The following is a 23,817-nucleotide window of genomic DNA, read 5'->3' on the forward strand; positions in this document are numbered from 1 at the left end:
TGTCGCGATTGCGGATAAAGCGCGCAGGTCCTATTTAACAGTCCGACACGACATTCTGATAAACTCCTGGGGAGGAAGGGTCCGGATGTTCCGCTTCGTCTTTCGTTTCGCTGCAATGGTCGCGCTTTCGGTTTCGGTCATCATGGCCGTGCTCGATGCGACCCGCTCGGTGGCGGCTTCGGCGCTGGTGATGACCCCGCTCAACACCAGCTGGCTCGCTGTTTCGCCGGATACGCGCAGCGCCTTCGAAAGCTTCGTCCGCGATAAGATCAACCCGCTGCTGTGGGACGGTGCCATCGCCTGGGTGCTCAGTCAGCCCGGCTTTGCCGTGTTCGCGGTGCTGGCGTTCATTCTTTATGCCATCGGTTACAGGCGGCAGCGCCCCAGCGGGCGGTTCGCCGCAACCTGACATTTCCAGCCTGACCCGGTGTTCCCGTACCAGGAAGGCTCAACCAAAAAGAAAAGGAAGCCACACATGTTTCTCAGCGACATGCTGAACAAGAAGCTCAACCTGCCGAAACCCTCCGAGGCGTTGCCCGGCCGCGACCGGCCGATCCCGACGGCATCGAAGCACTTTGTCTCGAACAGGCCGCTCAAGGGTCCTTATCCCGAAGGGATGGAAACGGCGATGTTCGGGCTGGGCTGCTTCTGGGGCGCCGAGCGCCTGTTCTGGCAAGTCGAGGGCGTCTGGGTCACGGCGGCCGGCTATGCCGGCGGCGTCACGCCCAACCCGACCTATCAGGAAACCTGCACGGGGCTCACCGGCCATGCCGAAGTCGTGCTCGTCGTCTACGACCCCAAGATCGTGTCCTATGCCGAGCTCTTGAAGCTGTTCTGGGAAAGCCACGACCCGACGCAAGGCATGCGCCAGGGCAATGATGTCGGCACCACCTACCGCTCGGCGATCTATACGTTCAACGACGCGCAGTACCAGGCGGCGCTCGCCTCGCGCGATGCCTACGAGGGTTCGCTGCGCGGCGCCGGACGCGGCAAGATCACCACGGAGATCGCGCCGGCGCCGGAATTCTACTTCGCCGAGGAAGACCACCAGCAATATCTGGCGAAGAACCCCTACGGCTATTGCGGCCTGCAGGGAACCGGCGTCTCCTGCGCCATTCCGGCCGCCGTCTCCGCCTGATTTTATGCCCCTGACGCAAGGAATATGCTGTGGCGCCGCGATGCGGCGCCATGCTTTTCCAAAGGGTCAAAATTCCACGTGAATTTTGTTTCGGGCCGTGCCAGATTGACCCGAAGCGGGAGGAAGACACTCCTGCCCGACGCCGTGTGCCTGCCGGAGAACCGGGCCGGAATGCGGTGCATAATGGACAAATAACTGACAGGGGTGTGGATCACATGAAACGTATCGTTCTCGGCCTTATGGCCGCAGCTGCAATGGTTCTTCCGGCCTTCGCCGCGGACATTCAACCCGCGATCCTCTATGATCTCGGCGGCAAGTTCGACAAATCGTTCAACGAGGCGTCGTTCAACGGCGCTGAAAAGTTCAAGACCGAGACCGGCATCCCCTATGTGGAATTCGAGGTCAGCAACGCCACCCAGCGCGAGCAGGCGCTACGCCGTTTCGCCGAGGACGGTCGCAACCCCATCGTCATGGCGGGCTTCTCGTGGGCTGACGCGCTTGACAAGATCGCCACCGAGTTCCCCGACACCAAATTCGCCATCATCGACATGGTCGTCGACAAGCCCAATGTCCGCTCGCTGGTCTATAAGGAGCAGGAAGGCTCCTACCTCGTCGGCGTGATGGCGGCGATGGCTTCCAAGACCAAGAAGGTCGGCTTCGTCGGCGGCATGGACATTCCGCTGATCCGCAGGTTCGGCTGCGGCTATGTCGGCGGCGCAAAGGCGGCCGGCGCCACCGACGTCATCCAGAACATGACCGGCGATACGCCGGCAGCCTGGAACGATCCGGCCAAGGGCGGCGAGATCGCCAAGACGCAGATCGACCAGGGCGCCGACGTGGTCTACGCGGCGGCAGGCGGCACCGGTGTCGGCGTGCTGCAGGCAGCGGCCGACGCCGGCAAGCTCGGCATCGGCGTCGATTCCAACCAGAACGGCCTGCAGCCCGGCAAGGTGCTGACCTCCATGGTCAAGCGCGTCGACGTTGCCGTCTACAACACCTTCATGGATGCCAAGGACGGCAAATTCACGGCCGGCGTTAACGATCTCGGCCTCAAGGAAGGCGGCGTCGACTACGCCATGGACGACAACAACAAGGCGCTTGTCGACGATGCAATGAAGGCGGCGGTCGAAAAAGCCAAGGCCGACATCATCGCCGGCACCATCAAGGTGCACGACTACATGTCGGACAATGCCTGCCCGTATTGATCGATTGCCGTTATTGATCGACTGGTACTGCTGAACTGACGAGCCGCCGGGTGAAAGCCCGGCGGTTTTGTCTTGTCGGCCCGCCTCACCAGTGCGGCGGCTTTGTCACCGGCACGTCGGGTGCGGCCTGTTCCTCCAGCGCCAGGAAGCGCTCGGCCAGCGCGTCGAGCTTGCGCTGCATGCGCTCGATCACCTTCCACTGCTCGGCGATCTGGCCGGACAGTTCCTCGATGGTCTTCTCCTGCTCGGCGGCGCGGATTTCCAGCGTCGTCAGCCGGTCGTCGGGCATGGTCATGTGAAATCCTCGATCAGGCGATTGTGCAGGGGTGCGGCCACGTTGGAAATTGACAAGCATGGCGGGATTTGTCGAGAGTGAACCCTGCTCCGGCCAATTGGTACGGACCCAATTGGCACAGACTGGGCGTCATGCTAGGCGTTTGACCAAGCGGTAAAAAAATAACAGTGGGAACAGGCTGCATGGCGCAAGCCGCAATCGAGCTGATCGGCATCGACAAGAGCTTTGGCGCCGTGCGCGCCAACCGCGACATCAATCTGGAGATTATGCGCGGCACTATCCATGGCATAGTCGGCGAAAACGGCGCCGGCAAGTCGACGCTGATGTCGATCCTCTATGGTTTCTACCAGGCCGATTCCGGCGAAATCCGTGTCGGTGGGCAGCCGGCATCGATCAAGACACCGAACGATGCGATCGCGCTCGGCATCGGCATGGTGCATCAGCATTTCATGCTGGTCGACAATTTCTCGGTGCTGGAAAACGTCATTCTCGGCGCCGAAAGCGATGCGCTGCTGAAGAAGAGCATCGCCAAGGCGCGTTCCGAGCTGGAGCGGCTCGAGCGCGAATACGGGCTCGAAGTCGATCCGGACGCCATCATCGAGGAGTTGCCGGTCGGCCTGCAGCAACGCGTCGAAATCCTCAAGGCGCTCTATCGCGGCGCCGAGATCCTGATCCTCGACGAGCCGACAGGCGTGCTGACGCCGGCCGAGGCCGACCACCTGTTCCGCATCCTCAGGCAGCTGAAGGAGCAGGGCAAGACGATCGTGCTGATCACCCATAAGCTGCGCGAGATCATGGCGATCACCGACACCGTCTCGGTGATGCGCCAGGGCACGATGGTGGCGACCAGGGAGACCAAGAAGACCACGGTCGAGGAACTGGCCGAGCTGATGGTCGGCCGGCGCGTGCTGCTGCGCGTCGAGAAGGGCGAGGCGAAGGCCGGCGGCGTCAAGCTCGCGATCAAGAACCTGACGGTGAAGGATTCCCGCGGCGTCACCATGGTCGACGACGTCTCTTTCGATGTCCATGCCGGCGAGATCGTCGGCATTGCCGGCGTCGCCGGCAACGGGCAGTCCGAATTGCTCGAGGCGATTTCCGGCATCAGGCATGCCGTTTCGGGCTCGGTCATGCTCGACGGCAAGCCGATCGACCTCACCGGCGCCGCCGACCCTGGCGAGCTGCGCGAGCGCGGCCTTGCCCATGTGCCGGAGGACCGCCATCATGTCGGGCTGGTGCTGGCCTTCGAGGAGAACGAGAATTCGATCCTCGGCTACCAGGACGACGAGCGCTATCTGAAGGGGCCGTTCCTTGACATTGACGCCATCCGTAACGATGCCTGGGACAAGATCGTCAAATATGATATCCGCCCGACGGACTGCCGCCTCAAGACCGCCAATTTCTCCGGCGGCAACCAGCAGAAGATCGTGCTTGCGCGGGAAATGGAACAAGATCCCGGCGTGTTGATCGTCGGCCAGCCGACGCGCGGCGTCGATGTCGGAGCCATCGAATTCATCCACAAGCGCCTCATCGCCATGCGCGACCAGGGCAAGGCGGTGCTGGTGGTTTCGGTCGAGCTCGACGAGATACGCTCGCTGTCCGACCGCATCCTGGTGATGTTTGCCGGCCGCATCGTCGGCGAACGCGGCCCCGACGCGACCGAGGGCGAGCTCGGCCTGCTGATGGCCGGCGTCGAGCAGCGCGAGGCGGCGGAATGAGCACTCCCTATGCCAAGCTGCCGGCCTGGGCCGACTACGTCCTGATCCCGCTGATCAACCTGTTCGTCGCCTTCGTCGTTGCCGGCTTCGTCGTCATATTGGTTGGCGAGAACCCACTGCGCGCAGCCGTCGTCCTGGTCGAGGGTGCCTTCGGCCGCGGCCAAGGCATCGCGTTCACGCTTTTCTATGCCACCACCTTCATCTTCAGCGGGCTTTCGGTGGCGGTTGCGGCGCATTGCGGCCTGTTCAACATCGGTGGCGAGGGCCAGGGCTATATCGCCGGTCTCGGCATTGGCATTGTTTGCCTGGCCTTCGACAGCGTGCTGCCTTGGTGGCTGACCTTCCCGATCGCCATTATCGCCGCCGCGGCGATGGGCGCGCTGTGGGCGCTGATCCCGGCCTATCTGCAGGCCAAGCGCGGCTCGCACATCGTCATCACCACCATCATGTTCAATTTCATCGCCGCCAGCGTCATGGTCCGTGCGCTGGTCGGGTACTTGAAGCCCCCCGCCTCGATGGCACCGCAGACGCGCACCTTTCTCGAAGGCGCGCAACTGCCGAAGCTCAACTGGGTCATCGAGTTGTTCGGCGCCAAAATCCGTTCGGCGCCATTCAACGTCAGTTCCCTGCTGGCGCTAGCCATGGCCTTCCTGGTGTGGGTGCTGATCTGGCGCACCAAGCTCGGCTACGAGATGCGCACCTATGGCCACAGCCCGAAAGCGGCGCGCTATGCCGGCATTTCGGAGATCCGCATCATCATTATCGCGATGATGATCTCGGGCGCGCTAGCCGGCATGATGGCGCTCAACCCGACGATGGGCGACCAGCACAATGTCGCACTCGAATTCGTTTCGGGCGCCGGTTTCGTCGGCATCGCGGTGGCGCTGATGGGCCGCCTGCATCCGGTCGGCATCGTCATGGCGGCAATATTGTTCGGCATGCTCTACCAGGGCGGCGCCGAACTCGCCTTCGAGATGCCGGCGATCAGCCGCGACATGATCGTCATCATCCAGGGCCTGGTCATCCTGTTCGCCGGTGCGCTCGAGCATATGTTCCGGCCCTATGTCCAGGCGCTGTTCGCCTCGCTCAGCCCGAGATCGGTCGGCATGGAAGCGGTCAAGGGGAAGGGCGCCTGAGATGGATTTCTTCAACGCCATCGTGCAGGTCCTGGACTCGACCATCCGCCTGTCGGTGCCCTTGCTGCTCGCCTGCCTCGCCGGCCTCTATTCGGAGCGCGCCGGCGTCTTCGACATCGGGCTCGAGGGCAAGATGCTGGTCGGCGCCTTCGCCGGTGCGGCCGCCGCCTCGGTCTTCCACTCGGCCTATCTCGGCCTCGGCATGGCCATCCTCATTTCGGTTGCCTTCGCGCTGATCCACGGCTTTGCCTCGATCACCCATCGCGGCAACCAGATCGTCTCGGGTGTCGCGATCAATTTCATTGCCGCCGGATCGACGATCATGCTCGGCCAAGCCTGGTTCCAGCAAGGCGGGCGCACGCCGGCGCTGGCCGCCGGCGAGCGGTTCGAGGCAATCACCTGGCCGGGCGCGGAGGCGTTCAGGAGCGTGCCGATCCTCGGGCCGATCTATTCGGAACTCATCTCCGGCCATTCCGTGCTGGTCTATCTCGCCTTCCTGGCCGTGCCGTTCACCTGGTGGGTGCTGTTTCGCACCCGCTTCGGCTTGCGCCTGCGCGCCGTCGGCGAGAACCCCGCCGCCGTCGACACCGCCGGCATATCAGTCGCCTGGCTGCGCTACCGGGCGCTGATCTGCACCGGCGTGCTCACCGGCATTGCCGGCGCCTATCTGTCGATGGTGCAGAATGGCGGCTTCGTGAAGGACATGACCGCCGGCAAGGGCTACATCGCGCTGGCCGCGCTGATCTTCGCCAAATGGAAACCGGTCAACGCCATGTTCGCCTGCCTGCTGTTCGGCTTCCTCGACGCGGCGTCGATCCGCCTGCAAGGCACGCCACTGCCAATGATCGGCAAGGTGCCGGTGCAATTCATGCAGGCGCTGCCCTATGTGCTGACCGTCATCCTGCTTGCCGGCTTCATCGGCAAGGCAATCCCGCCGCGCGCCGGCGGCGTGCCGTATGTCAAGGAACGCTGATCTATCATGGCTCATGATCTGTTCGAAGCGGCGAAAGCCGCCATGGCCAAGGCCTATGCGCCCTATTCGAAATTTCCGGTCGGCGCGGCGTTGCGCACCGAGGACGGCCGTGTCTTCACCGGCGCCAATGTCGAGATCGCGTCCTATCCGGAGGGCTGGTGCGCCGAAACCACCGCGCTCGGCCACTACGTCATGGGCGGCGGCGGCAAGATCACGGAAATCGCCGTGATCGCCGAACGCGTGGCAAAATGCTCGCCCTGCGGCGGCTGCCGGCAGCGGCTGGCGGAATTCTGCCGGCCGGAGACGAAATTCTATCTCTGCGATGATAGCGGCGTGGTTGAGACCGTGACCATGGGCGAGTTGCTGCCATACGGGTTTGAAGGCGATGTGCTGAAATGAAGGAAGCGCTCGATCACCTCGTCGAAAGGCTGGACGGGCTGGCGCCGACCACCGCCTTGGTGCTGGGGTCAGGGCTTGGCGGGCTTGTCGACCAGGTCGAGGATGCGGTGCGCATCTCCTACGCCGACTTGCCGGGGTTTCCCCGAAGCGGAGTCAGCGGCCATGCCGGCGAGGTGGTGGCGGGGCTCTTTGCCGGCACGCCGGTGCTGATGCTGTCCGGCCGGGCGCATTATTACGAGCACGGCAACGCCGCGGCGATGCGGCCGGCACTCGAGGTGCTCGCCGGCCTCGGCATCTCCAGGCTGATCCTCACCAACGCCGCCGGTTCGGTCGATCCCGGGATGGGCCCGGGCTCGGTGATGCTGATCACCGATCACATCAATTTCTCGGGCTCCAACCCGCTGATCGGCGAACCGAGCGACCGCCGTTTCGTCGGCCTGACCGAAGCCTACGACGCCGGTCTCCGCTCCGCCATCGAGCAGGCGGCGAAGGCCACCGGTACCACGCTGCACAAGGGCGTCTATATGTGGTTCTCCGGCCCATGCTTCGAGACGCCCGCCGAGATCCGCATGGCGCGCGTCATGGGCGCCAACGCGGTCGGCATGTCGACGGTGCCGGAGGTCATTCTCGCCCGCTTCCTTGGGCTGCGCGTCGCCGCGTGTTCGGTCGTGACCAACCTTGCCGCCGGCATGACCGGAGCCGAGCTGTCGCACCAGGAGACCAAGGACATGGCGCCGGTCGGCGGCGCGCGGCTGGCGACCATTCTGCAGCGTGTTTTTCAGGACGGGCTTCCGGAGCACAGGGTCGACGCCTGATGCTTCCACAGGAAATCATCCGCCGCAAGCGCGATGGCCAGAAGCTCTCGGCTGAGGAGACAGCGTTCTTCATCGAGGGTCTGACCGCCGGCACAGTCACCGACGCGCAGGTCGGCGCCTTTGCCATGGCGGTGTTCTTCAACGGCATGAGCCGCGACGAGGCGGTGGCGCTGACTATGGCGATGCGCGATTCCGGCGATGTGCTCGACTGGTCGGATCTGCCCGGCCCGGTCACCGACAAGCATTCGACGGGCGGCGTCGGCGACAACGTCTCCTTGATGCTGGCGCCGATCGTCGCTGCCTGCGGCGCCTATGTGCCGATGATTTCCGGCAGGGGTCTCGGCCATACCGGCGGCACGCTGGACAAGATGGATGCCATCCCCGGCTATATCAGCCAGCCGGATGTTGCGCGCTTCCGCAAGACCGTGCTCGAAACCGGCTGCGCCATCATCGGCCAGACCGCCGATCTGGCACCCGCCGACGCCAGGCTCTACGCGATCCGCGATGTGACGGGAACGGTGGAATCGGTGCCGCTGATCACCGCCTCGATCCTGTCGAAGAAGCTGGCGGCCGGCCTTGGTTCGCTGGTGCTCGATGTCAAGGTCGGCAACGGCGCCTTCATGGAGAAATCGCGCGACGCAACCGCACTGGCCAACAGCCTGGTCGACGTCGCCAATGGCGCCGGCCTTAAGGCCTCGGCGCTGGTCACCGGCATGAACGAGCCGCTGGCGTCCGCCGCCGGCAATGCGGTCGAGGTGCGCAACGCCGTCGATTTTCTCACCGGCCGCTTTCGCGACCGGCGGCTGGAGGACGTGACACTGGCGCTGGCCGCCGAGATGCTACAATCGGCAGGCCTGGTATCGTCCAACCAGGACGGCCTGCGCCGCGCCGCCGAAACGCTGGCCGGCGGCCGCGCCGCTTCCATCTTCGCGCGCATGGTGGCGGCACTGGGTGGTCCCGTCGACTTTGTCGACAACCCGGAAAAATATTTGCCGAAAGCGGCAACGGAATTCGCGGTCAAGGCGAGCGCGAATGGCTTTGTCACCGGCATCGCGACCCGCGAGATCGGGCTTGCCGTGGTCGGGCTTGGCGGCGGGCGGACGCGGCCCGACGACAGGATCGATCACGCCGTCGGCATCACCAGGCTGTTGCCGGTCGGCGCTGAAGTGCGGGCCGGCGAAGCGCTGGCGCTGGTCCATGCCCGCAATATCGGGGATGCCGAAGCGGCCGCGGCCGCCGTGCTTTCGGCCTATACCATCGGCACTTCCAAACCGGCCACGGAGAAAACCGTCATCCGGCGGATCCTGCCGCGCGGGTAGAGCCATTCCGATGGTATCGGATGGGCTCTATCTTTCTTTGGACCACGATCTTGTCCGAAAACCGGTCCCCACTTTTCGCTGGCGCGGACCTGCGGTTCGGGATCACGTTTTACTGAACCAGCAGCAGCTTGCCGTCTTCGACCTGGTATTTTTCGAGTCGCTGCAGAAAGCTCATGCCGATCAGGTTGGTGTGCAGCGCCCTGTCGTCGAGCACGACGGCCTCGACGCCCTCGACGGTGATCTTGCCGATCTGCAGGCGATCAATCGTCACCACGGCGGCCTTGATCGCACCATTGGCGGTGTTGACCTGATGGCTGAAGTCCGTCGAATTGAGCGAGATGCCGATCCTGCGCGCAGTCGAGGTGTTGATGGCGACGAGCGTGGCACCGGTATCGATCATGCCGTCGATCTGGCGGCCGTTCAACTTGAAGACCGACATGAAATGCCCGCGCGAGTCCGCGGTGACCACGACCTTGCGGCCGAGCGGCTGCGGCGTTGTGGGCCTGTCCGGGACGGCGGCGAGATTCAGGTCGGTTTGTGTGTCGGCCGGCCTGGCTCCGATGGCGGATTTCAACAGCCGCTCGATTACCTGTGAATTGGACTGATAGACGATCGGCAGCGATGCCGACGTTCCGGCAAACACGCCAAGGATGAGGAGCTTGCGCAGCATGGACCGGCCTTTGTGGTTGCCGATCCTTAGTCCGACATGGTGATTGCCGCTTTAACGAGTGCGGAAACCAGCCGTTTGCGTAAACAATCGGTAAACGGATCTATTTGGTGCCGTACATGCGGTCGCCGGCATCGCCGAGACCCGGCATGATATAGCCCTTTTCGTTGAGCTGGCGGTCGATGGAAGCGGTGAAGACCGGAACATCGGGATGCGCCTGGGTAAACCGCTCGAGGCCCTCTGGTGCCGCCAGCAGGCAGAGGAAGCGGATGTTGGTGGCACCGCGGCCTTTCAGCTTGTCGATCGCCGCGATCGCCGAATTGGCGGTCGCCAGCATCGGGTCGACGACGATCACCAGCCGGTCGGCGAGGTCGCCCGGCGCCTTGAAGAAATACTCGACCGCTTCCAGCGTCTCATGGTCGCGATAGAGGCCGATATGGGCGACACGCGCCGCCGGCACCAGATCGAGCAGGCCTTCGAGCAAGCCGTTGCCGGCGCGCAGCACCGAGGCGAAGACCAGTTTCTTGCCCTCCAGCGTCGGCGCCTCCATCGTCTCGATCGGCGTCTCGATGGTCGTCGTCGTCAGTTCCAGGTTGCGGGTGACCTCGTAGCCGAGCAGCAGCGAGATCTCGCGCAGCAGCCGCCGGAAGCCGGCCGTCGAGGTTTCCTTCTTGCGCATGATGGTCAGCTTGTGCTGGACAAGCGGATGGTCGACGACGGTGACGCCCTTCATGGTGTTCTCCAACTGCGCAAATGAATGGTGAATGGTGAATAGTGAATAGTGAACTGGTTTGCGAGTCCTTGGTTGCGCGGAAAAACTCGCGGTTGACGAACCGAAGCGCCGGGTGAACCATTCACCATTCACCATTCACCATTCACCTGCCCTTGGCGCCGAGCCTGCCCAGCAGCACCGCCCTGGTCTTCCTGTCGACGAAGGCTGCCTCGATGGCCGTCCTGGTGACGGCGGTGAGCGCCTTGTCGTCCATCGCAAAATGCTCGGCAGCGATGTCGTATTCGCGTTTCAGCGAGGTCCAGAAATAGGGTGGGTCATCGGAGTTGAGCGTCACCTTGCAGCCCGCTGCCCGCAAGGCGGGGAAGGGATGGTCGGCGAAGCTGTCGAAGATTTTCAGGGCGATGTTGGAGCCAGGGCAGCATTCGAGCACGACGCCTTCGTCGGCGATGCGCCGCACAAGCTCGGGGTTCTCGATGGCGCGCACGCCATGGCCGATGCGAGACGGGCGGATGTGGTCGAGTGCCGCCTCGACGCTCTCCCAGCCCATCAATTCGCCGGCATGGACGGTGATGCCGAGGCCGGCCTCGCGGGCGATCTCGAAGGCCCTGACATAATCTTCCAGGTCGCCTATCCGCTCGTCGCCGGCGACGCCGAAACCGGTGACCAGCGGATGCCCGCAGCGCGCGGCGAAACGCGCCGCTCGCTCGATCGATTCGACACCGAAATTGCGCACGCCGGTGACGATCATGCGGCCTTCGATGCCGGTCTTCGCCTTGGCGCGGGCCATGCCTTCGCCGAGCGCGTCGGTATAGGCCTTCGGCGACAGCCCGGCCTTGCTGGCATGGTCGGGCGAGGTGAAAACCTCGGAATAGATGGCGCCGTCGCGGGCGAGGCTGGTCAGGTAATGATCGGCCAGCCGCGCATAGTCTTCTTCGGTGCGGAACAGGTCCGACGAGAAGTCGTAGGCGGCGAGGAAAGAGGTGAAGTCGTGCCAGACGAAGGAGCCGTCCTGGATGTAGGGCGAGGCATCCTTGCCGTATTTCTCAGCCTGGCGGAGGACGAGTTCAGGCGCCGCTGCCCCTTCGATGTGGCAGTGCAGTTCTGCTTTCAAAGGCATTCAATTATCCCGTCAGGCTTTTTCTTATGACGCAAGTTCCTGTCGGAAAACCGTGTGACACTTTTCCGGAACCTGCTTCGAAGCGCGGCCGAACACCGCGCCTTAAACAATAGCGCCCGCACCATCGATCGGCTATGGTCCCGCCGATTTTATGGCGGATCAAAACGATGTCGGTTGAAAGAACCACTGCTGCGGGCGGCATGGAAACCTCCTATGGTTTCAAGCGGGTAGGGCCAGGCGACAAGCAGTCCCTGGTCAATGATGTTTTCCACAAGGTGGCGAACCGCTACGACCTGATGAACGACCTGATGTCGGCCGGCTTGCATCGGTTGTGGAAGGACGCCATGGTCGCCTGGCTCAATCCACCGAAGCGGCCGGGCTGGAGCGTTCTCGACGTTGCCGGCGGCACCGGCGACGTCGCCTTCCGCATCGTCGAGGCGAGCGGCAGGCACTCTCATGCAACGGTTCTCGATATCAACGGCTCGATGCTCGCCGTCGGCCGCGACCGGGCCGAGAAAAAAGGCCTGTCGGCAAATACCGATTTCGTCGAAGCCAATGCCGAGGAACTGCCTTTTGCCGACGCTACTTTCGACGCCTACACCATCGCTTTCGGCATCCGCAACGTGCCGCGCATCGATGTGGCGCTTGCCGAAGCCTATCGCGTGCTGAAGCCTGGCGGGCGCTTTCTCTGCCTTGAATTCTCCGAGGTCGAGATGCCGCTGCTCGACAAGGTCTATGAAGCATGGTCGTTCAACGCCATTCCGCGGATCGGCAAGGTGGTGACCGGCGATGACGAGCCCTATTCCTATCTGGTCGAATCGATCCGCAAGTTTCCCAATCAGCAGAATTTCGCGGCGATGATTTCGCGCGCAGGCTTCGAGCGCGCCTCATTCCGCAATTATTCCGGCGGCATCGCCGCGCTTCATTCGGGCTGGAAGCTTTGAGGCTGGCCCGCATTTTCCGACGTGCCTTGCGCCAGTTCAGGAAACCGGCAGGGCAAAGCCAGCCATGAGCAGCATCGGCGCTGGTTTCAGGCTCGTACGGGCCGGCTGGGTGCTGGTCCGCGAGGGTGTCATCGCGGCTTTGCCCGGTGACGAGCTCTTCGGCTTGCCGAAATTCGGCTGGCGCATGGCCCGGCTGTTCACCCGCCGTCGCGCGCTTGCCTATGAGCGCGGCGACAGGCTGGCCAAGGCGGTCGTGCGGCTCGGCCCATCCTACGTCAAGCTCGGCCAGTTCCTGGCGACACGGCCGGATGTCGTCGGAAACGATATCGCGCTTGATCTCGCCATGCTGCAGGACAAGATGGAGACGTTTGCGAAGGCCGAGGCCGTTGCAGCGATAGAAGCCTCGCTCGGACGCAAGATCGAGGAGCTCTATGTCAGTTTCGGCGAGGCCGTCGCCGCCGCCTCGATCGCCCAGGTTCATACCGCCGAAGCCCTGCAGGACGGCGTCATTACCCGGGTAGCAGTAAAGGTCATCCGGCCGGGCGTGCGCCGCCGCTTCTTTCGCGATCTCGAGAGCTATTTCCTCGCCGCCCGGCTGCAGGAAAAATACATCCCGTCGTCGCGCCGGCTGCGGCCGGTCGAGGTGACCGAGACACTGGCCCAGACGACCAAAATCGAAATGGATTTGAGGCTGGAGGCGGCGGCTTTTTCGGAGCTCGGCGAGAATACCAAGGACGATCCCGGCTTCCGTGTGCCGTCGGTCGACTGGGAGCGCACCGGTCGTGACGTGCTGACCATGGAATGGGTCGACGGCATCAAGATGAACGATGTTGCCGGCCTTGCCGCCGCCGGCCACGACCTGAAGGCGATTGCCGCCAACCTCGTTCAGTCGTTTCTGCGCCATACGCTGCGTGACGGTTTCTTCCACGCCGACATGCACCCGGGCAACCTGTTTATAGAGGCCGACGGCACCATCGTCGCCGTCGATCTCGGCATTGCCGGCCGGCTCGGCAGGAAGGAGCGCCGGTTCCTCGCCGAAATCCTCTACGGCTTCATCACGCGCGATTACCAGCGCGTCGCCGAAGTTCATTTCGAGGCCGGCTACGTGCCGCGCCAGCACAATGTCGCGGCTTTCGCCCAGGCGATCCGGGCGATCGGCGAACCGATCCACGGCCAGCCGGCCGAGACCATCTCGATGGCCAAGCTGTTGACGCTGCTGTTCGAGGTGACCGACCTCTTCGACATGGCGACGCGGTCCGAGCTGGTGCTGCTGCAGAAGACCATGGTCGTTGTCGAAGGCGTCGCCCGCACCCTCGACCCGGCCTTCAACATGTGGAAGACGTCGGAGCCGGTGGTGAGCGGCTGGATTGCCCGCAATCTCGGCCCGCGCGCCCTGCTGGCCGATGCGCGCGACGGTGCCAACGCGCTGCTGGCGCTGGCCCGTCAGGCGCCGGACCTCGCAGCCCGTACCGAGCGGCTGTCGCGCGAAATCGACTTGATGGCCGAAAACGGCCTGCGCTTCGACGAGGGGACGGCGGACGCGATCGGCAAAGCCGAGGCGCGCCACACCCGCTCCGGCCGGCTGGCGCTGTGGGTGATCGCGCTGACGCTGGTGTATATCGCCTGGCGTATATTCTAGCGCTTGTTGCAAAGTGATTGCATTGCTATCATTGCACTCAGCAATTCCGGGCAAGGTGCAATCAGATGGCCAGCATCACGATCCGCAACCTTGATGACGAGGTCAAGGACCTGCTGCGCCGACTGGCGGCGGAGAATGGCCGGTCGATGGAAGACCAAGCGCGGGTGATGATCCGCGCAGCGGTCGAAGGTCAGTTCGGTTCGGCCGGTCGCATCGACCAGATCGAGAAAACACTGCGCGAACTGACGAGTTCGCAGAGTCCGGCAACGTCGGTGGTCGCCGTCTCCAGCCCGCGAGGCATCCTCTCCGGCAAGCGCATCCTGCTGATCATCGGCGGCGGCATCGCCGCCTACAAGGCGCTCGACCTGATCCGCCGGCTGCGCGAGCGCGGTGCGGCAGTGCGGGTGGTGATGACCGCGGCGGCGCAGGAGTTCGTCACTACGCTGTCGGCCGGGGCGCTGTCCGCCGACCATGTTTTCACCGAACTGTTCGATCGGCAGGACGAGCACGACATCGGCCATATCAGGCTGTCGCGCGAGGCCGACCTTTTGGTCGTGGCGCCGGCCACCGCCGACCTGATGGCAAAGCTCGCCAACGGCCACGCCAACGACCTTGCCTCGACGGTGCTCATCGCCACCGACAAGGAGGTTTTGATGGCGCCGGCGATGAACCCGAAAATGTGGGCGCATCCGGCGGTCCGCCGCAACCGCGCGATGCTGGGCAAGGACGGCGTCGCATTCGTCGGCCCGGCGAAAGGCGAGATGGCCGAAAGCAACGAGGTGGGCGAGGGCCGCATGGCCGAGCCGCTGAAGATCGTCACCGCGATCGAGGCGCTGCTCGACAGCCGGCCAAAGCCGCTGGCAGGCAGGAGGATCATCGTCACTTCCGGACCGACGCATGAACCGATCGACCCGGTGCGCTACATCGCCAACCGCTCGTCGGGCAAGCAGGGCCACGCCATCGCGGCGGCGCTGGCCAGGCTCGGCGCCGACGTGCGTCTCGTCTCCGGCCCGGTCGGCATTGCCGATCCGGCCGGCGTCGCCACGCTGCACGTCGAAACCGCCGTCGAGATGAAGGACGCGGTCGAGCAGTTGCTGCCGGCCGACGCGGCGGTGTTCGTCGCGGCTGTCGCCGACTGGCGCACTCAAAGTTCGGCCGGGGAAAAGATCAAGAAGATGGCGGGCGAGGGGCCGCCCTCGCTGCAGATGGTGGAAAATCCCGATATTCTTGCCGGTGTCGGGCACCACAAAAAGCGGCCGATGCTGGTGGTCGGTTTCGCCGCGGAGACGCAGGATCTGGTCAGGAATGCCGAGGCCAAGCTCGCAAAAAAGGGCGCCGATCTTATCGTCGCCAATGATGTCTCGCATGAAGATGGTTCCCCGGGCGTGATGGGCGGCGACCGCAACAAGGTGCGAATCGTCTCGAAGGCCGGCGTCGAGGAATGGCCGGAGATGAGCAAGGACGAGGTGGCGACGCGGCTCGCGGCACTAATCGCCGACCGGCTGAAGACGGTCGTTGTCTAGTCAATCTCCCCCACGGAGATTGACAGCTTCGCCGGCTTCGTGTCGGTCGTCCCCGAAATCCGCAGGGCGGCGAGGCATCCCAGGATGCCGAGCGGTATGAAGGCGAGGAACAGCCAGGCGGCGACGTTCGCCGCGGCCTCGCGGTTCAGGCCTTCGGAAAAGCCGCTGGCGTTGGCGACGATGCCGGTCAGTGCCGCACCCACGGCATAACCGATGCGCTGCATGGTCGGCACAGCGGCCGAGGCGATCGTCTGCTCGCCTTCCTTGGCCGATGCCACGATCACACGCGTGACGAACGGCCAGGCGATGCCGAAACCGCCGCCTTGCAGCAAGGCACAAAGCAGGATCAACGGGATAGAGCCGGCCGGCACCGTATAGGCGAAACCGGCGACGCCCGTGGCGATCATCAGCGCCCCGCCGACGATGATCAGCCGCTCTCGCTCTGGCGGCGCATTGGCGACGAGGATCGACAGGATCGACCAGGCGATCGATTCGGCGGCGATGATGTAGCCGGTGGTCAGGATCGGAATGCCTTGCAGGCTGGTCAGAAGCAGCGGCCCGTAGACCGCGAACGAGCAGGTCGCCACCGAAAACGCCGCGACCATGGTCATGCCCGCGCCGACCGGCGAGCGCCATGAGAACAGCCGCGACGGGAACAGGCGCGAGCGCGGCTTCAGTGCGTCGATATAGATAAACAGCGCCAGGCCGATCAGGCCGAGGGTGAGCAGCAGCGACGAGCGCAGCAGGGCGATGTCGACGCCGGCAGTGGCAATCAGCACGACGCTGCCGGCGAGGCAGCCAAGTGCCGCAAAGGGGAAGGGCGGCGCCGAGCCGCCCTTCGCCTGCGGCCTCGTTGCTTCAGGCGTATCGAGCACGAGGAAGCTTGCCAGCGCCATGGCCGTGCCGCCGAGGGTGAAGACGCCGAAGGCCCAGCGCCAGGACGAGAATTCGGTCATGACCGCGCCGAGCACCGGCCCGCTGAAGGCGGCGACACCCCAGATCGCCGACATGACGCCGAAAAGCTGCGGCCAGATCGCGCGGGCAAACAGCCGCTCGACCGAGACGAAGGCCAGCGACACCAGCGCGCCGCCACCGAGCCCTTCGATCAGGCGGCCGCAGAGGAACAGCGGCATCGAAGGCGCGGTGGCGCAGACCAGCGCGCCGACGGCATAGAGCATTGCGGCGACCATCATGTTGGTACGCAGCGCGACATAGCTCACCAGCCGTCCGGCGGCCGCACCGGCAACGATGGCGCCGAACTCGTAGATCGCCAGCGACCAGCCGACCAGTTGCACGCCGGCGAGGTCGCCGACCATGGCCGGCATGACCGTTGCTACCATGGTTTCGTTGGTGGCGTGCAGCAGGATGCCGAGGCCGATAAAGCAGAAGCGCGCCAGGTCGCCGCTCGCCCACAGCGCGCGCCAATCGACCCCGTTTGTGCTTGTTTTGGTCATCCAGCCCCCCGAGCTTCCCTAGACGCTGGTCTAAAATATTGGAGCGCTCTTCGTCTCCAAATGGGCACGCGGCGCTTCGGGGACGGCTTGTAAAACCTCAACCGCAGTTGAGTTCAAGCGGTTTCCGGTGTGCTGAGATGATGATGTAGGCCGGAAGCCAGGGTGATCGTGCATCTCGGCTCCACGATCAACCCGCTCTGCGGCGCAACTGATACTGGCTGACGCCGATTGCGATGTTCACGCCGTTCTACCAATCGATTTAGCAGCACCTCAACCGACGCATATCCCAGATACTGGTTGCCAGCTTCCGCAAATATGGTTAATATATTAGCAAGAAGAAATATTCCCGCTTACAGTCGTACTGGAGCACGACAATGGGCGCTGCCGATTTGCGCAGGCCAAGTATTGCGGCGATTCTGTGCGCCGCAGAGGGCCCTTCATCCGAAAGAGTCTTGTCACCCGAAAGAGTCTTGGGAGGCCCGGCGGCTTAAAGCCGTTGCTGGCGGCCTCATAACTTCCGCATCCCCCACAGCATAATCGATCGAACCGAATCGAGGGCTTTGTTGCGCCCTCATGCTGCCGACCAGTGCCAGAGATGGCCTGCGCAGCACCCTCTAGCTCTGGCAAAATCGGAGGAAAACATGATTATTGGATGTAGATGTAGTGGTTTAAAGGTGGCCGCGGCTGCGGCTTTCATGGGTGGGGCACTGTTGCTTGGAACAGGCGGAGCGCTAGCGCAGACCTGTCCCGGCGTATCGCAGACACAGTGCACGGACTTCTGCGGCACCGCTGGCGTGGCCTCCTGTACAAAGACGGGGTCGGTTCCGGACTGCGTGTGCAATGAGACCACGAAGGATGTGAATGGCAATGCGTTCGGCACGGCAACGCAGGATACGGCTGAAGGCCAAGGCAACATTGGCAACAAGACCGAGGCGGCCTGCGAGGGTAATCCCGGCCACTGCAAGTAGTAATATCCGAAATTTTCGAATAAACATCTATGTATTTGGCTGTTGACGGGTTTATTCTATAGGTTCGTAGAATTCCTCTGCGGCACTGCCAAGTGCAGATTAAAGAGCTGGAAGGGACTACCTTTCCCTTCCGGCTCAGAGGTGGTCAGAACATGATGCGCAGCGTTTTGTTCGTTACGGTAATCCTCGGCGCGGCGGTAACGCCCGGGAGTTCCATGGGACCGACACCATCGGTGACTTCCGGCCAGGTTTTGTCGGCCTTCAATCAGCTCTCAGCTCTCCTCGAGCCGTCCTCCATCCGGCCCGATACCCCCGCCTATCGCTCGCAAGCCGTGGAGCGCGGCGATATCGTCACAACGGTGCAGGCGGCTGGCACGCTGAACGCGCTAGTTATGGTGGAAGTCGGTTCTCAGCTCTCGGGTCGGGTGAAGGAACTCTATGTCGACTTCAACTCCAAGGTCACCAAAGGCCAGGTGATAGCCCGGGTTGAGCCGGAGATTTACGAAGCGAGAGTAGCGCAAGCCCTTGCCGAACGGGAGATGGCGCAAACGCAGGTTTCGGTACATCGGGCGCAGATCGAGCGGGCCAGGGCAGAGATGGAGACCGCCGAGGCCAGATATGATTCTGCAGCCGCACAGACTACACGCGCCGAAATCGCGCTCGATGGTGCGGCGCAGGAAGTGAACCGCAAACGTTCCCTGGCTAAGCAGAAGATCATCGCGGTGGGAGAATGGGAGCGGGAGAATACCGCGCACAATTCTGCCAAGGCGCAGGCGACTGCCGCCCAGGCCGAGGAACTGTCGCAATCGGCAGTCGTTCGAGCCGCCAAGGCGACCCTCAACATGGCAGAAGCGGAGCTCGCCAACACGCTTGCCCAGGTGAAGCAGAAGGAAGCGGTGCTTCAGCAGGCCCAAATTGATCTTGACCGCACCTATGTACGCGCGCCGGTCACCGGCACAGTGGTCAATCGCGCCGTCAGTGGCGGTCAGACCCTGGCGGCTAGCCTGCAGACCCCGATACTGTTCACCATAGCTCAAGACCTGACTGAGATGCAGGTGGAAGCTTCCGTGGTGGAAGCCGACATTAGCCGTTTTGCGCTCGGGCAGCCGGTTACTTTCACTGCCGATGCCTATCCCGACCGAATTTTCACCGGCACGGTAAAACAGATACGCAAGGCACCGCAGGTCGTTCAAAACGTCGTCACATACATAGTGGTGGTCGGTACGCAAAATTCCGATGAGCTGCTGTTGCCCGGCATGACCGCCAATCTGAGCGTGGTAATGGCCAAGCGACAGGGGGTCTTGAAAGTGCCCAATGCGGCCCTGCGTTTTCGGCCGCCGAGTGATACCGGGGACGAGGCGCGATCAACCGCGCCGGCCATTGCCAAAACGGGCGTAGAGGCGGGAAGCCCGGGCGAGGTATTTGTATTTGGGCCAGACCGCGAGCCGAAGCTTGTCTCGCTCCGGCTTGGAATCACCGACGGTCGTGCAACAGAGGTGCTGGCAGGCGACCTGACTGAGGGGCAGCAGGTCATTACGGGGCTTGCTACTGCTCCGCGTCGGGACGATGACGCGTCTTCCGTCCTGGTCAAGTTCCGGTTGTGGTGAGGTATTCATGGCTCTGATTGACGTCGACCGGCTGCGCCATTGCTACCGTGTTGGCGGAGAGCCGGTGTGGGCGCTCGAAGGGGTGAGCATGACGATTCAACGAGGCGAATTCGTCGCGGTGATCGGATCTTCAGGATCGGGCAAGTCTACCTTCATGAACATACTGGGCTGCCTCGACAGTCCGAGTGAAGGCCGCTATCGGCTGAACGGGGTAAACGTCGGTGGACTCCATCACGATGAACTCGCTGCGATCCGCAATAGGAACATCGGTTTCGTGTTTCAGTCGTTCAATCTGCTGCCGCGGGCCAGCGCACTAGAAAATGTGGAACTGCCGCTTGTCTATCGCCGCATGTGGGCTGGTGAGCGGCGGCGCGCAGCGCTGGCGATGCTGGCCAAGGTAGGGCTCGCCGATCGGGCCAGACATACTCCTGCCGAACTCTCGGGCGGACAACAGCAGCGCGTTGCCATTGCCCGCGCCCTGGTGACGGAGCCTTTACTTTTACTGGCCGATGAACCCACTGGTGCGCTCGACAGCCAGACAGGGCTGGAGATCATGGCAATTTTCCGCCGACTCAATGGAGAGGGCCTGACCATTGTGCTGGTCACCCATGAGGCTGAGATAGCTGCCCATACGGATCGCATTGTAGCCTTTCGAGACGGCCGCGTTCTGTCAGACACCCCTGTCATACAGCAGGTCCGACCTTTGGATGACACTCGCCGTCTAGCGCTGGCGTACAACAATGTCCGGTAGCACAAGAACCGCCCTGCGATCATTACGCTCCCATCATATGCGCAGCGCGCTCACCATGTTGGGCATCATCATCGGTGTGGCCGCTGTCGTGGTGATGATCGCGATCGGGGTTGGTGCGCGCGAACGGATCACTGCGCAGATCCGCAGCCTCGGCGCCAACCTCATCAGCGTCAGTCCGGGCAGTGCGAAGATGGGCAGCGTGCGGCTTGGGGCCGGTGGCGCGCCGCGGCTGAGTGAAGAGGACGCGGCGGCGATCGGAATGGAAATCCCCGGCGTCGTGGTGGCGGCGCCACTCCTCTACGCCCGCGAGCAGTTCACGATCGGCTCCGCCAATTGGCAAGGCGTGCTTCGCGGCGTGACGCCGGAATATTTCTCAGCGCGCGAGTGGAGGGTTATTGCCGGGCAGGAGATGACCCCGGAGGACAACAACCGCGTCGCCAACGTGGTGCTCCTCGGAACGACGATGCGGGAGAAGTTGTTCGGAAAAGCCGATCCGCTGGGCGCCGCGATCCGCATCCGCGACGTGCCGTTCACGGTGATCGGACTGCTGGAGCGGAAGGGCCAGAGCGTGTGGGGCGATGACCAGGACGATGTGGCACTTGTGCCGCTGAGGACGGCGCGACGTCAGTTCATTGGCACGAGCCGTGCCAATCCGACCTTCGTACACAACATCACCGTCAAGTTCGCCGATTGGACCTCGGCCGAGGACACGATGGCAGCGATCCGCCAACTCCTGTGGCAGCGTCACCGGTTGCGGACGGGTCAGGAAGACAGCTTCATGGTGAGCAACCTCGCCGAAGCTGCGAATGCCGAAGGTTCGACCACACGCGTGGTGTCGCTGCTGCTTTCGGCGGTGGCCTCAATTTCGCTGGTCGTGGGCGGGATCGGCATCATGAACATCATGCTGGCGACGGTGACGGAGCGGGTCCGCGAGATCGGACTGCGGCTTGCGGTGGGCGCGCGACGGCGAGATATCCTTGCCCAGTTTCTCGTTGAGGCAGCAACGCTTGCCCTGCTCGGGGGTATTCTAGGTGCTGGTATTGGGATTGTTGCTGCAATCGCCCTTGGGTCTATCGCTCAATGGCCGGTGATCATCGATCTCAGCGCCGTCCTGCTGGCTATCGGCTTTGCCGCGGCTGTAGGCGTCTTTTTCGGCTACTATCCCGCCCGCAAGGCCGCAAGCCTACAGCCGATCGAAGCGCTGCGCGCAGAATGAGTTTGGCGCCACCGCGCGATCATCGGTCAATTTCGAAGCCGCAAGGCGCCCAATCAAAAGGCTGCCACGCGCCGGCGACTACGCGACGCGGAACCGTCCTATCCCGGCGCATGATGAAAGGCCACGGCCGTATTTGCCAGAGGCCGCTATTTGAACGAATGGATCAGGTCCAGCGAAGTGACGGCGACCGCCAGGTTGACGCCGGTCTGTGCCTGGACACTGAGCGGCTGCAGCGAAAAGGCGCTGTCGAGGCCGCCGACCAGGAGATTGGCGCCGCCACCGGTGACCACGCTGGCCTCGGCGTTCACGCCATAGTAGCTGCCGGCAAGGTCACCTTCATCGTGGTTGCGGGTCGCCGCCAGAACCGCCCATACCAGCTGGCCCTGATGCGTCCGGCCGACATCGACGCCGAGCTTGGAAATCACCCCTGTATAGACTTCGGAGGGGCCGCCACGATGCGGACGAAAGACACAGGAAACACCCTTGTTGGAGGTGACGAGATAGGCTGTGCCGCCGTCGATGGTGCAGTCGAGCACGCCGAGCTGGAGCTTGCTGGCGCTGGCGGGAGCGGCAACGACGGTCGTGGCGAGAGCAGCGGCACAAGCGAGTTTCTTGATCATGGCAGGGTCCTTTCGAAATTGCCTTGTACAAACGGCTGAGCACGCCGAGCGTTCCGCCGAAAACTTGGCGCCAGCAAGGCGAAGCTAAACGCAGGGTTGTCGGAGTGCGGAAACGGAGGCCCGATTAACCGGCCGCTGAGCCGGCACTGGTGCGGGCCAGGCCGTCCTTGGCCGGCTGGTAGGTCGGATTGAGGTGCACGGCTTCGCGGTAGGATTTCGCGGCCCTGACCTTGTCGCCGCGCCGCTCGTAGATCAACGCCTGGTTGGACCAGGCCTCGGCATTCTTGCCGTCGAGCTTGATGGCCATGTTGAAGTCGGCGAAGGCATTGTCCTCGTCGTTCATGGCAAGGTAGGAGAGGCCGCGCCCGTTGTAAGGCTCGGAGGCATCCGGCGCCAGCGAAATGGCGGTCGAGAAATCCTCGATGGCAAAGGCGTGCTGGCCCTGACTCTGGTAGATCAGGCCGCGATTGTGATAGGCGCGCGCATCGGTCGTGTCGAGCTGGATGGCTTTCTGGAAATCGTTGAAGGCTTCCTGGACCCGGCCCGCCCTGCGGTAGAGATTGCCGCGGCCGATATAGGCGGCGTCATAGTTGGAATTGATCTGGATCGAGCGGTTGTAGTCGGCAAGCGCGCTTGCCTGATCACCGAGGAAGCGCTGGATGAGCGCCCGGTTGGAATAGGCCTGGTAGAAATTCGGATTGAGCTGGATGGCGGTGTTGAAGTCCTTGAGCGCCGCCTGGTACTGGCCGCCGCGGCCATAGGCCGAGCCGCGCACATTGTAGGCTTCCGGATCCTGGGGGTTGCGCTGGATCACCGCCGACAGTGAGGAGATGTTCTCGGTCGAGGCTTGCGCCTTGTCGATGTTGTTGAACTCGCCGGTCGGAACGCTCTGGCAGCTGGCAAGCGCCATCCCGGAAAGCAGGGCTGCCGTCAGGGCGAGGCCGCGCCACGCGGTTCTGCGCTCTACGGTGATTGCGTCCATGTCTGCCCTGTCCTTACTGCGCCGTCTGGTCCGTTCCCCCTCCGAACCGGCATCTCTCCCAACCGGTCCTCTCGGACCGGATCGAACTCACAACAAAAAGGTGGCGGCGATTCCGCATCGCGCCACCTTGGATATCCTTGGAAAAGGACGAAAAATTGACGTCAGAACCGCGGCGGACGCGGAGCACCGGCACCGGCAGCACCGGCCGCGACCGGACGCGGCGTCATCGGCAGCAGGCCTTCACGCTGGGCGCGCTTGCGGGCCAGCTTGCGGGCACGGCGCACGGCTTCCGCCTTTTCACGGGCGCGCTTCTCGGAGGGCTTTTCGTAATGTCCGCGCATCTTCATTTCGCGGAAGATGCCTTCGCGCTGCATCTTTTTCTTGAGCGCGCGAAGCGCCTGATCAACATTGTTGTCGCGGACGAGTACCTGCACGTGCAATCCTGTCTTTCGGTTTGAAATCAACAGGCAAGCGGCCATAGCCGCAAGCCTCCGCGGCGCGTTACACCACGAATTGGGGCGGCTGATAGCAGAATCAAGGGGCGCTGTCCACAGCCGATTGAGAGGCGGTGCCGATCCCGAAACGAGAAACCCGCCTCGGC

Annotated in this window: 23 protein-coding genes; 15 read left to right on the top strand and 8 right to left on the bottom strand. The window is 63.3% G+C overall.

From position 1 onward, the window contains the following. Positions 1 to 85 precede the first annotated feature (85 nt). From NKI29_RS15270 to NKI29_RS15280, 3 genes are all read left to right on the top strand, one after another. Positions 86 to 409, top strand: coding sequence for a hypothetical protein (locus NKI29_RS15270; protein WP_352620300.1), 324 nt, complete (start codon positions 86 to 88; stop codon positions 407 to 409). Positions 410 to 475: 66 nt separating this feature from the next. Continuing rightward, positions 476 to 1,138 carry a peptide-methionine (S)-S-oxide reductase MsrA gene (gene msrA, locus NKI29_RS15275; protein WP_352568194.1) on the top strand — a complete coding sequence of 221 codons (663 nt, stop codon included), beginning with the start codon at positions 476 to 478 and terminating at the stop codon, positions 1,136 to 1,138. A gap of 215 nt (positions 1,139 to 1,353) precedes the next feature. Beyond that, positions 1,354 to 2,343: a BMP family lipoprotein gene (locus NKI29_RS15280; RefSeq protein WP_023675310.1), complete on the top strand. Its 990-nt coding sequence runs from the start codon at positions 1,354 to 1,356 to the stop codon at positions 2,341 to 2,343. Between the two features lie 85 nt (positions 2,344 to 2,428). Here NKI29_RS15280 and NKI29_RS15285 read toward each other — a convergent pair whose 3' ends face one another. Beyond that, complete coding sequence (locus NKI29_RS15285; protein ID WP_031194007.1) at positions 2,429 to 2,638, bottom strand: SlyX family protein; 210 nt, start codon at positions 2,636 to 2,638, stop codon at positions 2,429 to 2,431. A 182-nt stretch (positions 2,639 to 2,820) separates the two neighbouring features. On the opposite strand from NKI29_RS15285, the gene NKI29_RS15290 reads away from it, so the two are divergent. Genes NKI29_RS15290 through deoA form a run of 6 tightly spaced genes read left to right on the top strand, consistent with a single transcriptional unit; the run spans position 2,821 to position 8,995 of the window. Continuing rightward, the gene (locus NKI29_RS15290; RefSeq protein WP_352796615.1) at positions 2,821 to 4,353 is read left to right on the top strand and encodes an ABC transporter ATP-binding protein; all 1,533 of its coding nucleotides are present in this window, start codon (positions 2,821 to 2,823) and stop codon (positions 4,351 to 4,353) included. Beyond that, positions 4,350 to 5,489: an ABC transporter permease gene (locus NKI29_RS15295; protein ID WP_352576208.1), complete on the top strand. Its 1,140-nt coding sequence runs from the start codon at positions 4,350 to 4,352 to the stop codon at positions 5,487 to 5,489. Before NKI29_RS15290 ends, NKI29_RS15295 begins: the two co-directional genes overlap by 4 nt. A gap of 1 nt (position 5,490) precedes the next feature. Continuing rightward, positions 5,491 to 6,462: an ABC transporter permease gene (locus tag NKI29_RS15300; RefSeq protein WP_352576206.1), complete on the top strand. Its 972-nt coding sequence runs from the start codon at positions 5,491 to 5,493 to the stop codon at positions 6,460 to 6,462. A gap of 6 nt (positions 6,463 to 6,468) precedes the next feature. Next, a complete protein-coding gene (gene cdd, locus NKI29_RS15305) occupies positions 6,469 to 6,861 on the top strand; it encodes a cytidine deaminase (RefSeq protein ID WP_023675315.1) in 393 nt (130 codons plus the stop codon). Further along, positions 6,858 to 7,676 (top strand): purine-nucleoside phosphorylase, encoded by an 819-nt coding sequence (locus NKI29_RS15310; RefSeq protein WP_352448279.1) that lies wholly within the window; start codon positions 6,858 to 6,860, stop codon positions 7,674 to 7,676. Before cdd ends, NKI29_RS15310 begins: the two co-directional genes overlap by 4 nt. Continuing rightward, positions 7,676 to 8,995, top strand: coding sequence for a thymidine phosphorylase (gene deoA, locus NKI29_RS15315; protein WP_352755060.1), 1,320 nt, complete (start codon positions 7,676 to 7,678; stop codon positions 8,993 to 8,995). The genes NKI29_RS15310 and deoA overlap by 1 nt, the downstream gene beginning before the upstream one ends. Positions 8,996 to 9,104: 109 nt before the next feature. On the opposite strand, the gene NKI29_RS15320 is transcribed toward deoA, so the two are convergent. The 3 genes from NKI29_RS15320 to NKI29_RS15330 form a co-directional block, all read right to left on the bottom strand. Then, positions 9,105 to 9,665 carry a TIGR02281 family clan AA aspartic protease gene (locus tag NKI29_RS15320; RefSeq protein WP_352568187.1) on the bottom strand — a complete coding sequence of 187 codons (561 nt, stop codon included), beginning with the start codon at positions 9,663 to 9,665 and terminating at the stop codon, positions 9,105 to 9,107. A 100-nt stretch (positions 9,666 to 9,765) separates the two neighbouring features. Next, positions 9,766 to 10,395, bottom strand: coding sequence for a uracil phosphoribosyltransferase (gene upp, locus NKI29_RS15325; RefSeq protein ID WP_023675320.1), 630 nt, complete (start codon positions 10,393 to 10,395; stop codon positions 9,766 to 9,768). 142 nt (positions 10,396 to 10,537) lie between these two features. Continuing rightward, complete coding sequence (locus NKI29_RS15330) at positions 10,538 to 11,512, bottom strand: adenosine deaminase (protein ID WP_352454014.1); 975 nt, start codon at positions 11,510 to 11,512, stop codon at positions 10,538 to 10,540. A gap of 167 nt (positions 11,513 to 11,679) precedes the next feature. Between NKI29_RS15330 and ubiE the strand changes: the two genes are divergently transcribed. From ubiE to coaBC, 3 genes are all read left to right on the top strand, one after another. Further along, positions 11,680 to 12,456 carry a bifunctional demethylmenaquinone methyltransferase/2-methoxy-6-polyprenyl-1,4-benzoquinol methylase UbiE gene (gene ubiE / locus NKI29_RS15335; protein ID WP_352698522.1) on the top strand — a complete coding sequence of 259 codons (777 nt, stop codon included), beginning with the start codon at positions 11,680 to 11,682 and terminating at the stop codon, positions 12,454 to 12,456. Between the two features lie 64 nt (positions 12,457 to 12,520). Then, the gene (gene ubiB, locus NKI29_RS15340) at positions 12,521 to 14,095 is read left to right on the top strand and encodes a 2-polyprenylphenol 6-hydroxylase (RefSeq protein WP_352568185.1); all 1,575 of its coding nucleotides are present in this window, start codon (positions 12,521 to 12,523) and stop codon (positions 14,093 to 14,095) included. 65 nt (positions 14,096 to 14,160) lie between these two features. Next, positions 14,161 to 15,618: a bifunctional phosphopantothenoylcysteine decarboxylase/phosphopantothenate--cysteine ligase CoaBC gene (gene coaBC, locus NKI29_RS15345; RefSeq protein ID WP_352568184.1), complete on the top strand. Its 1,458-nt coding sequence runs from the start codon at positions 14,161 to 14,163 to the stop codon at positions 15,616 to 15,618. Here coaBC and NKI29_RS15350 read toward each other — a convergent pair. Beyond that, the gene (locus NKI29_RS15350) at positions 15,615 to 17,072 is read right to left on the bottom strand and encodes an MFS transporter (protein WP_352633708.1); all 1,458 of its coding nucleotides are present in this window, start codon (positions 17,070 to 17,072) and stop codon (positions 15,615 to 15,617) included. The genes coaBC and NKI29_RS15350 overlap by 4 nt on opposite strands. A gap of 1,120 nt (positions 17,073 to 18,192) precedes the next feature. Between NKI29_RS15350 and NKI29_RS15355 the strand changes: the two genes are divergently transcribed. From NKI29_RS15355 to NKI29_RS15365, 3 genes are read left to right on the top strand one after another with little or no spacing between them, the layout of a single operon-like run. Further along, positions 18,193 to 19,647 (top strand): efflux RND transporter periplasmic adaptor subunit, encoded by a 1,455-nt coding sequence (locus tag NKI29_RS15355; RefSeq protein ID WP_352568183.1) that lies wholly within the window; start codon positions 18,193 to 18,195, stop codon positions 19,645 to 19,647. Positions 19,648 to 19,654: 7 nt separating this feature from the next. Continuing rightward, on the top strand, positions 19,655 to 20,398 hold the full coding sequence (locus NKI29_RS15360) for an ABC transporter ATP-binding protein (protein ID WP_352568182.1): 744 nt from the start codon (positions 19,655 to 19,657) through the stop codon (positions 20,396 to 20,398). A gap of 37 nt (positions 20,399 to 20,435) precedes the next feature. After that, positions 20,436 to 21,614: an ABC transporter permease gene (locus NKI29_RS15365; RefSeq protein ID WP_352640830.1), complete on the top strand. Its 1,179-nt coding sequence runs from the start codon at positions 20,436 to 20,438 to the stop codon at positions 21,612 to 21,614. 146 nt (positions 21,615 to 21,760) lie between these two features. On the opposite strand, the gene NKI29_RS15370 is transcribed toward NKI29_RS15365, so the two are convergent. From NKI29_RS15370 to rpsU, 3 genes are all read right to left on the bottom strand, one after another. After that, positions 21,761 to 22,234 (bottom strand): DUF992 domain-containing protein, encoded by a 474-nt coding sequence (locus tag NKI29_RS15370; RefSeq protein ID WP_023675329.1) that lies wholly within the window; start codon positions 22,232 to 22,234, stop codon positions 21,761 to 21,763. A 124-nt stretch (positions 22,235 to 22,358) separates the two neighbouring features. Then, the gene (locus NKI29_RS15375) at positions 22,359 to 23,216 is read right to left on the bottom strand and encodes a tetratricopeptide repeat protein (protein WP_352755050.1); all 858 of its coding nucleotides are present in this window, start codon (positions 23,214 to 23,216) and stop codon (positions 22,359 to 22,361) included. 161 nt (positions 23,217 to 23,377) lie between these two features. Further along, positions 23,378 to 23,650 carry a 30S ribosomal protein S21 gene (gene rpsU / locus NKI29_RS15380; RefSeq protein ID WP_023675331.1) on the bottom strand — a complete coding sequence of 91 codons (273 nt, stop codon included), beginning with the start codon at positions 23,648 to 23,650 and terminating at the stop codon, positions 23,378 to 23,380. Positions 23,651 to 23,817: the final 167 nt, after the last annotated feature.

Origin of the sequence: Mesorhizobium sp. M0678 (genome assembly GCF_040320505.1) — a bacterium.
Classification (GTDB): domain Bacteria; phylum Pseudomonadota; class Alphaproteobacteria; order Rhizobiales; family Rhizobiaceae; genus Mesorhizobium.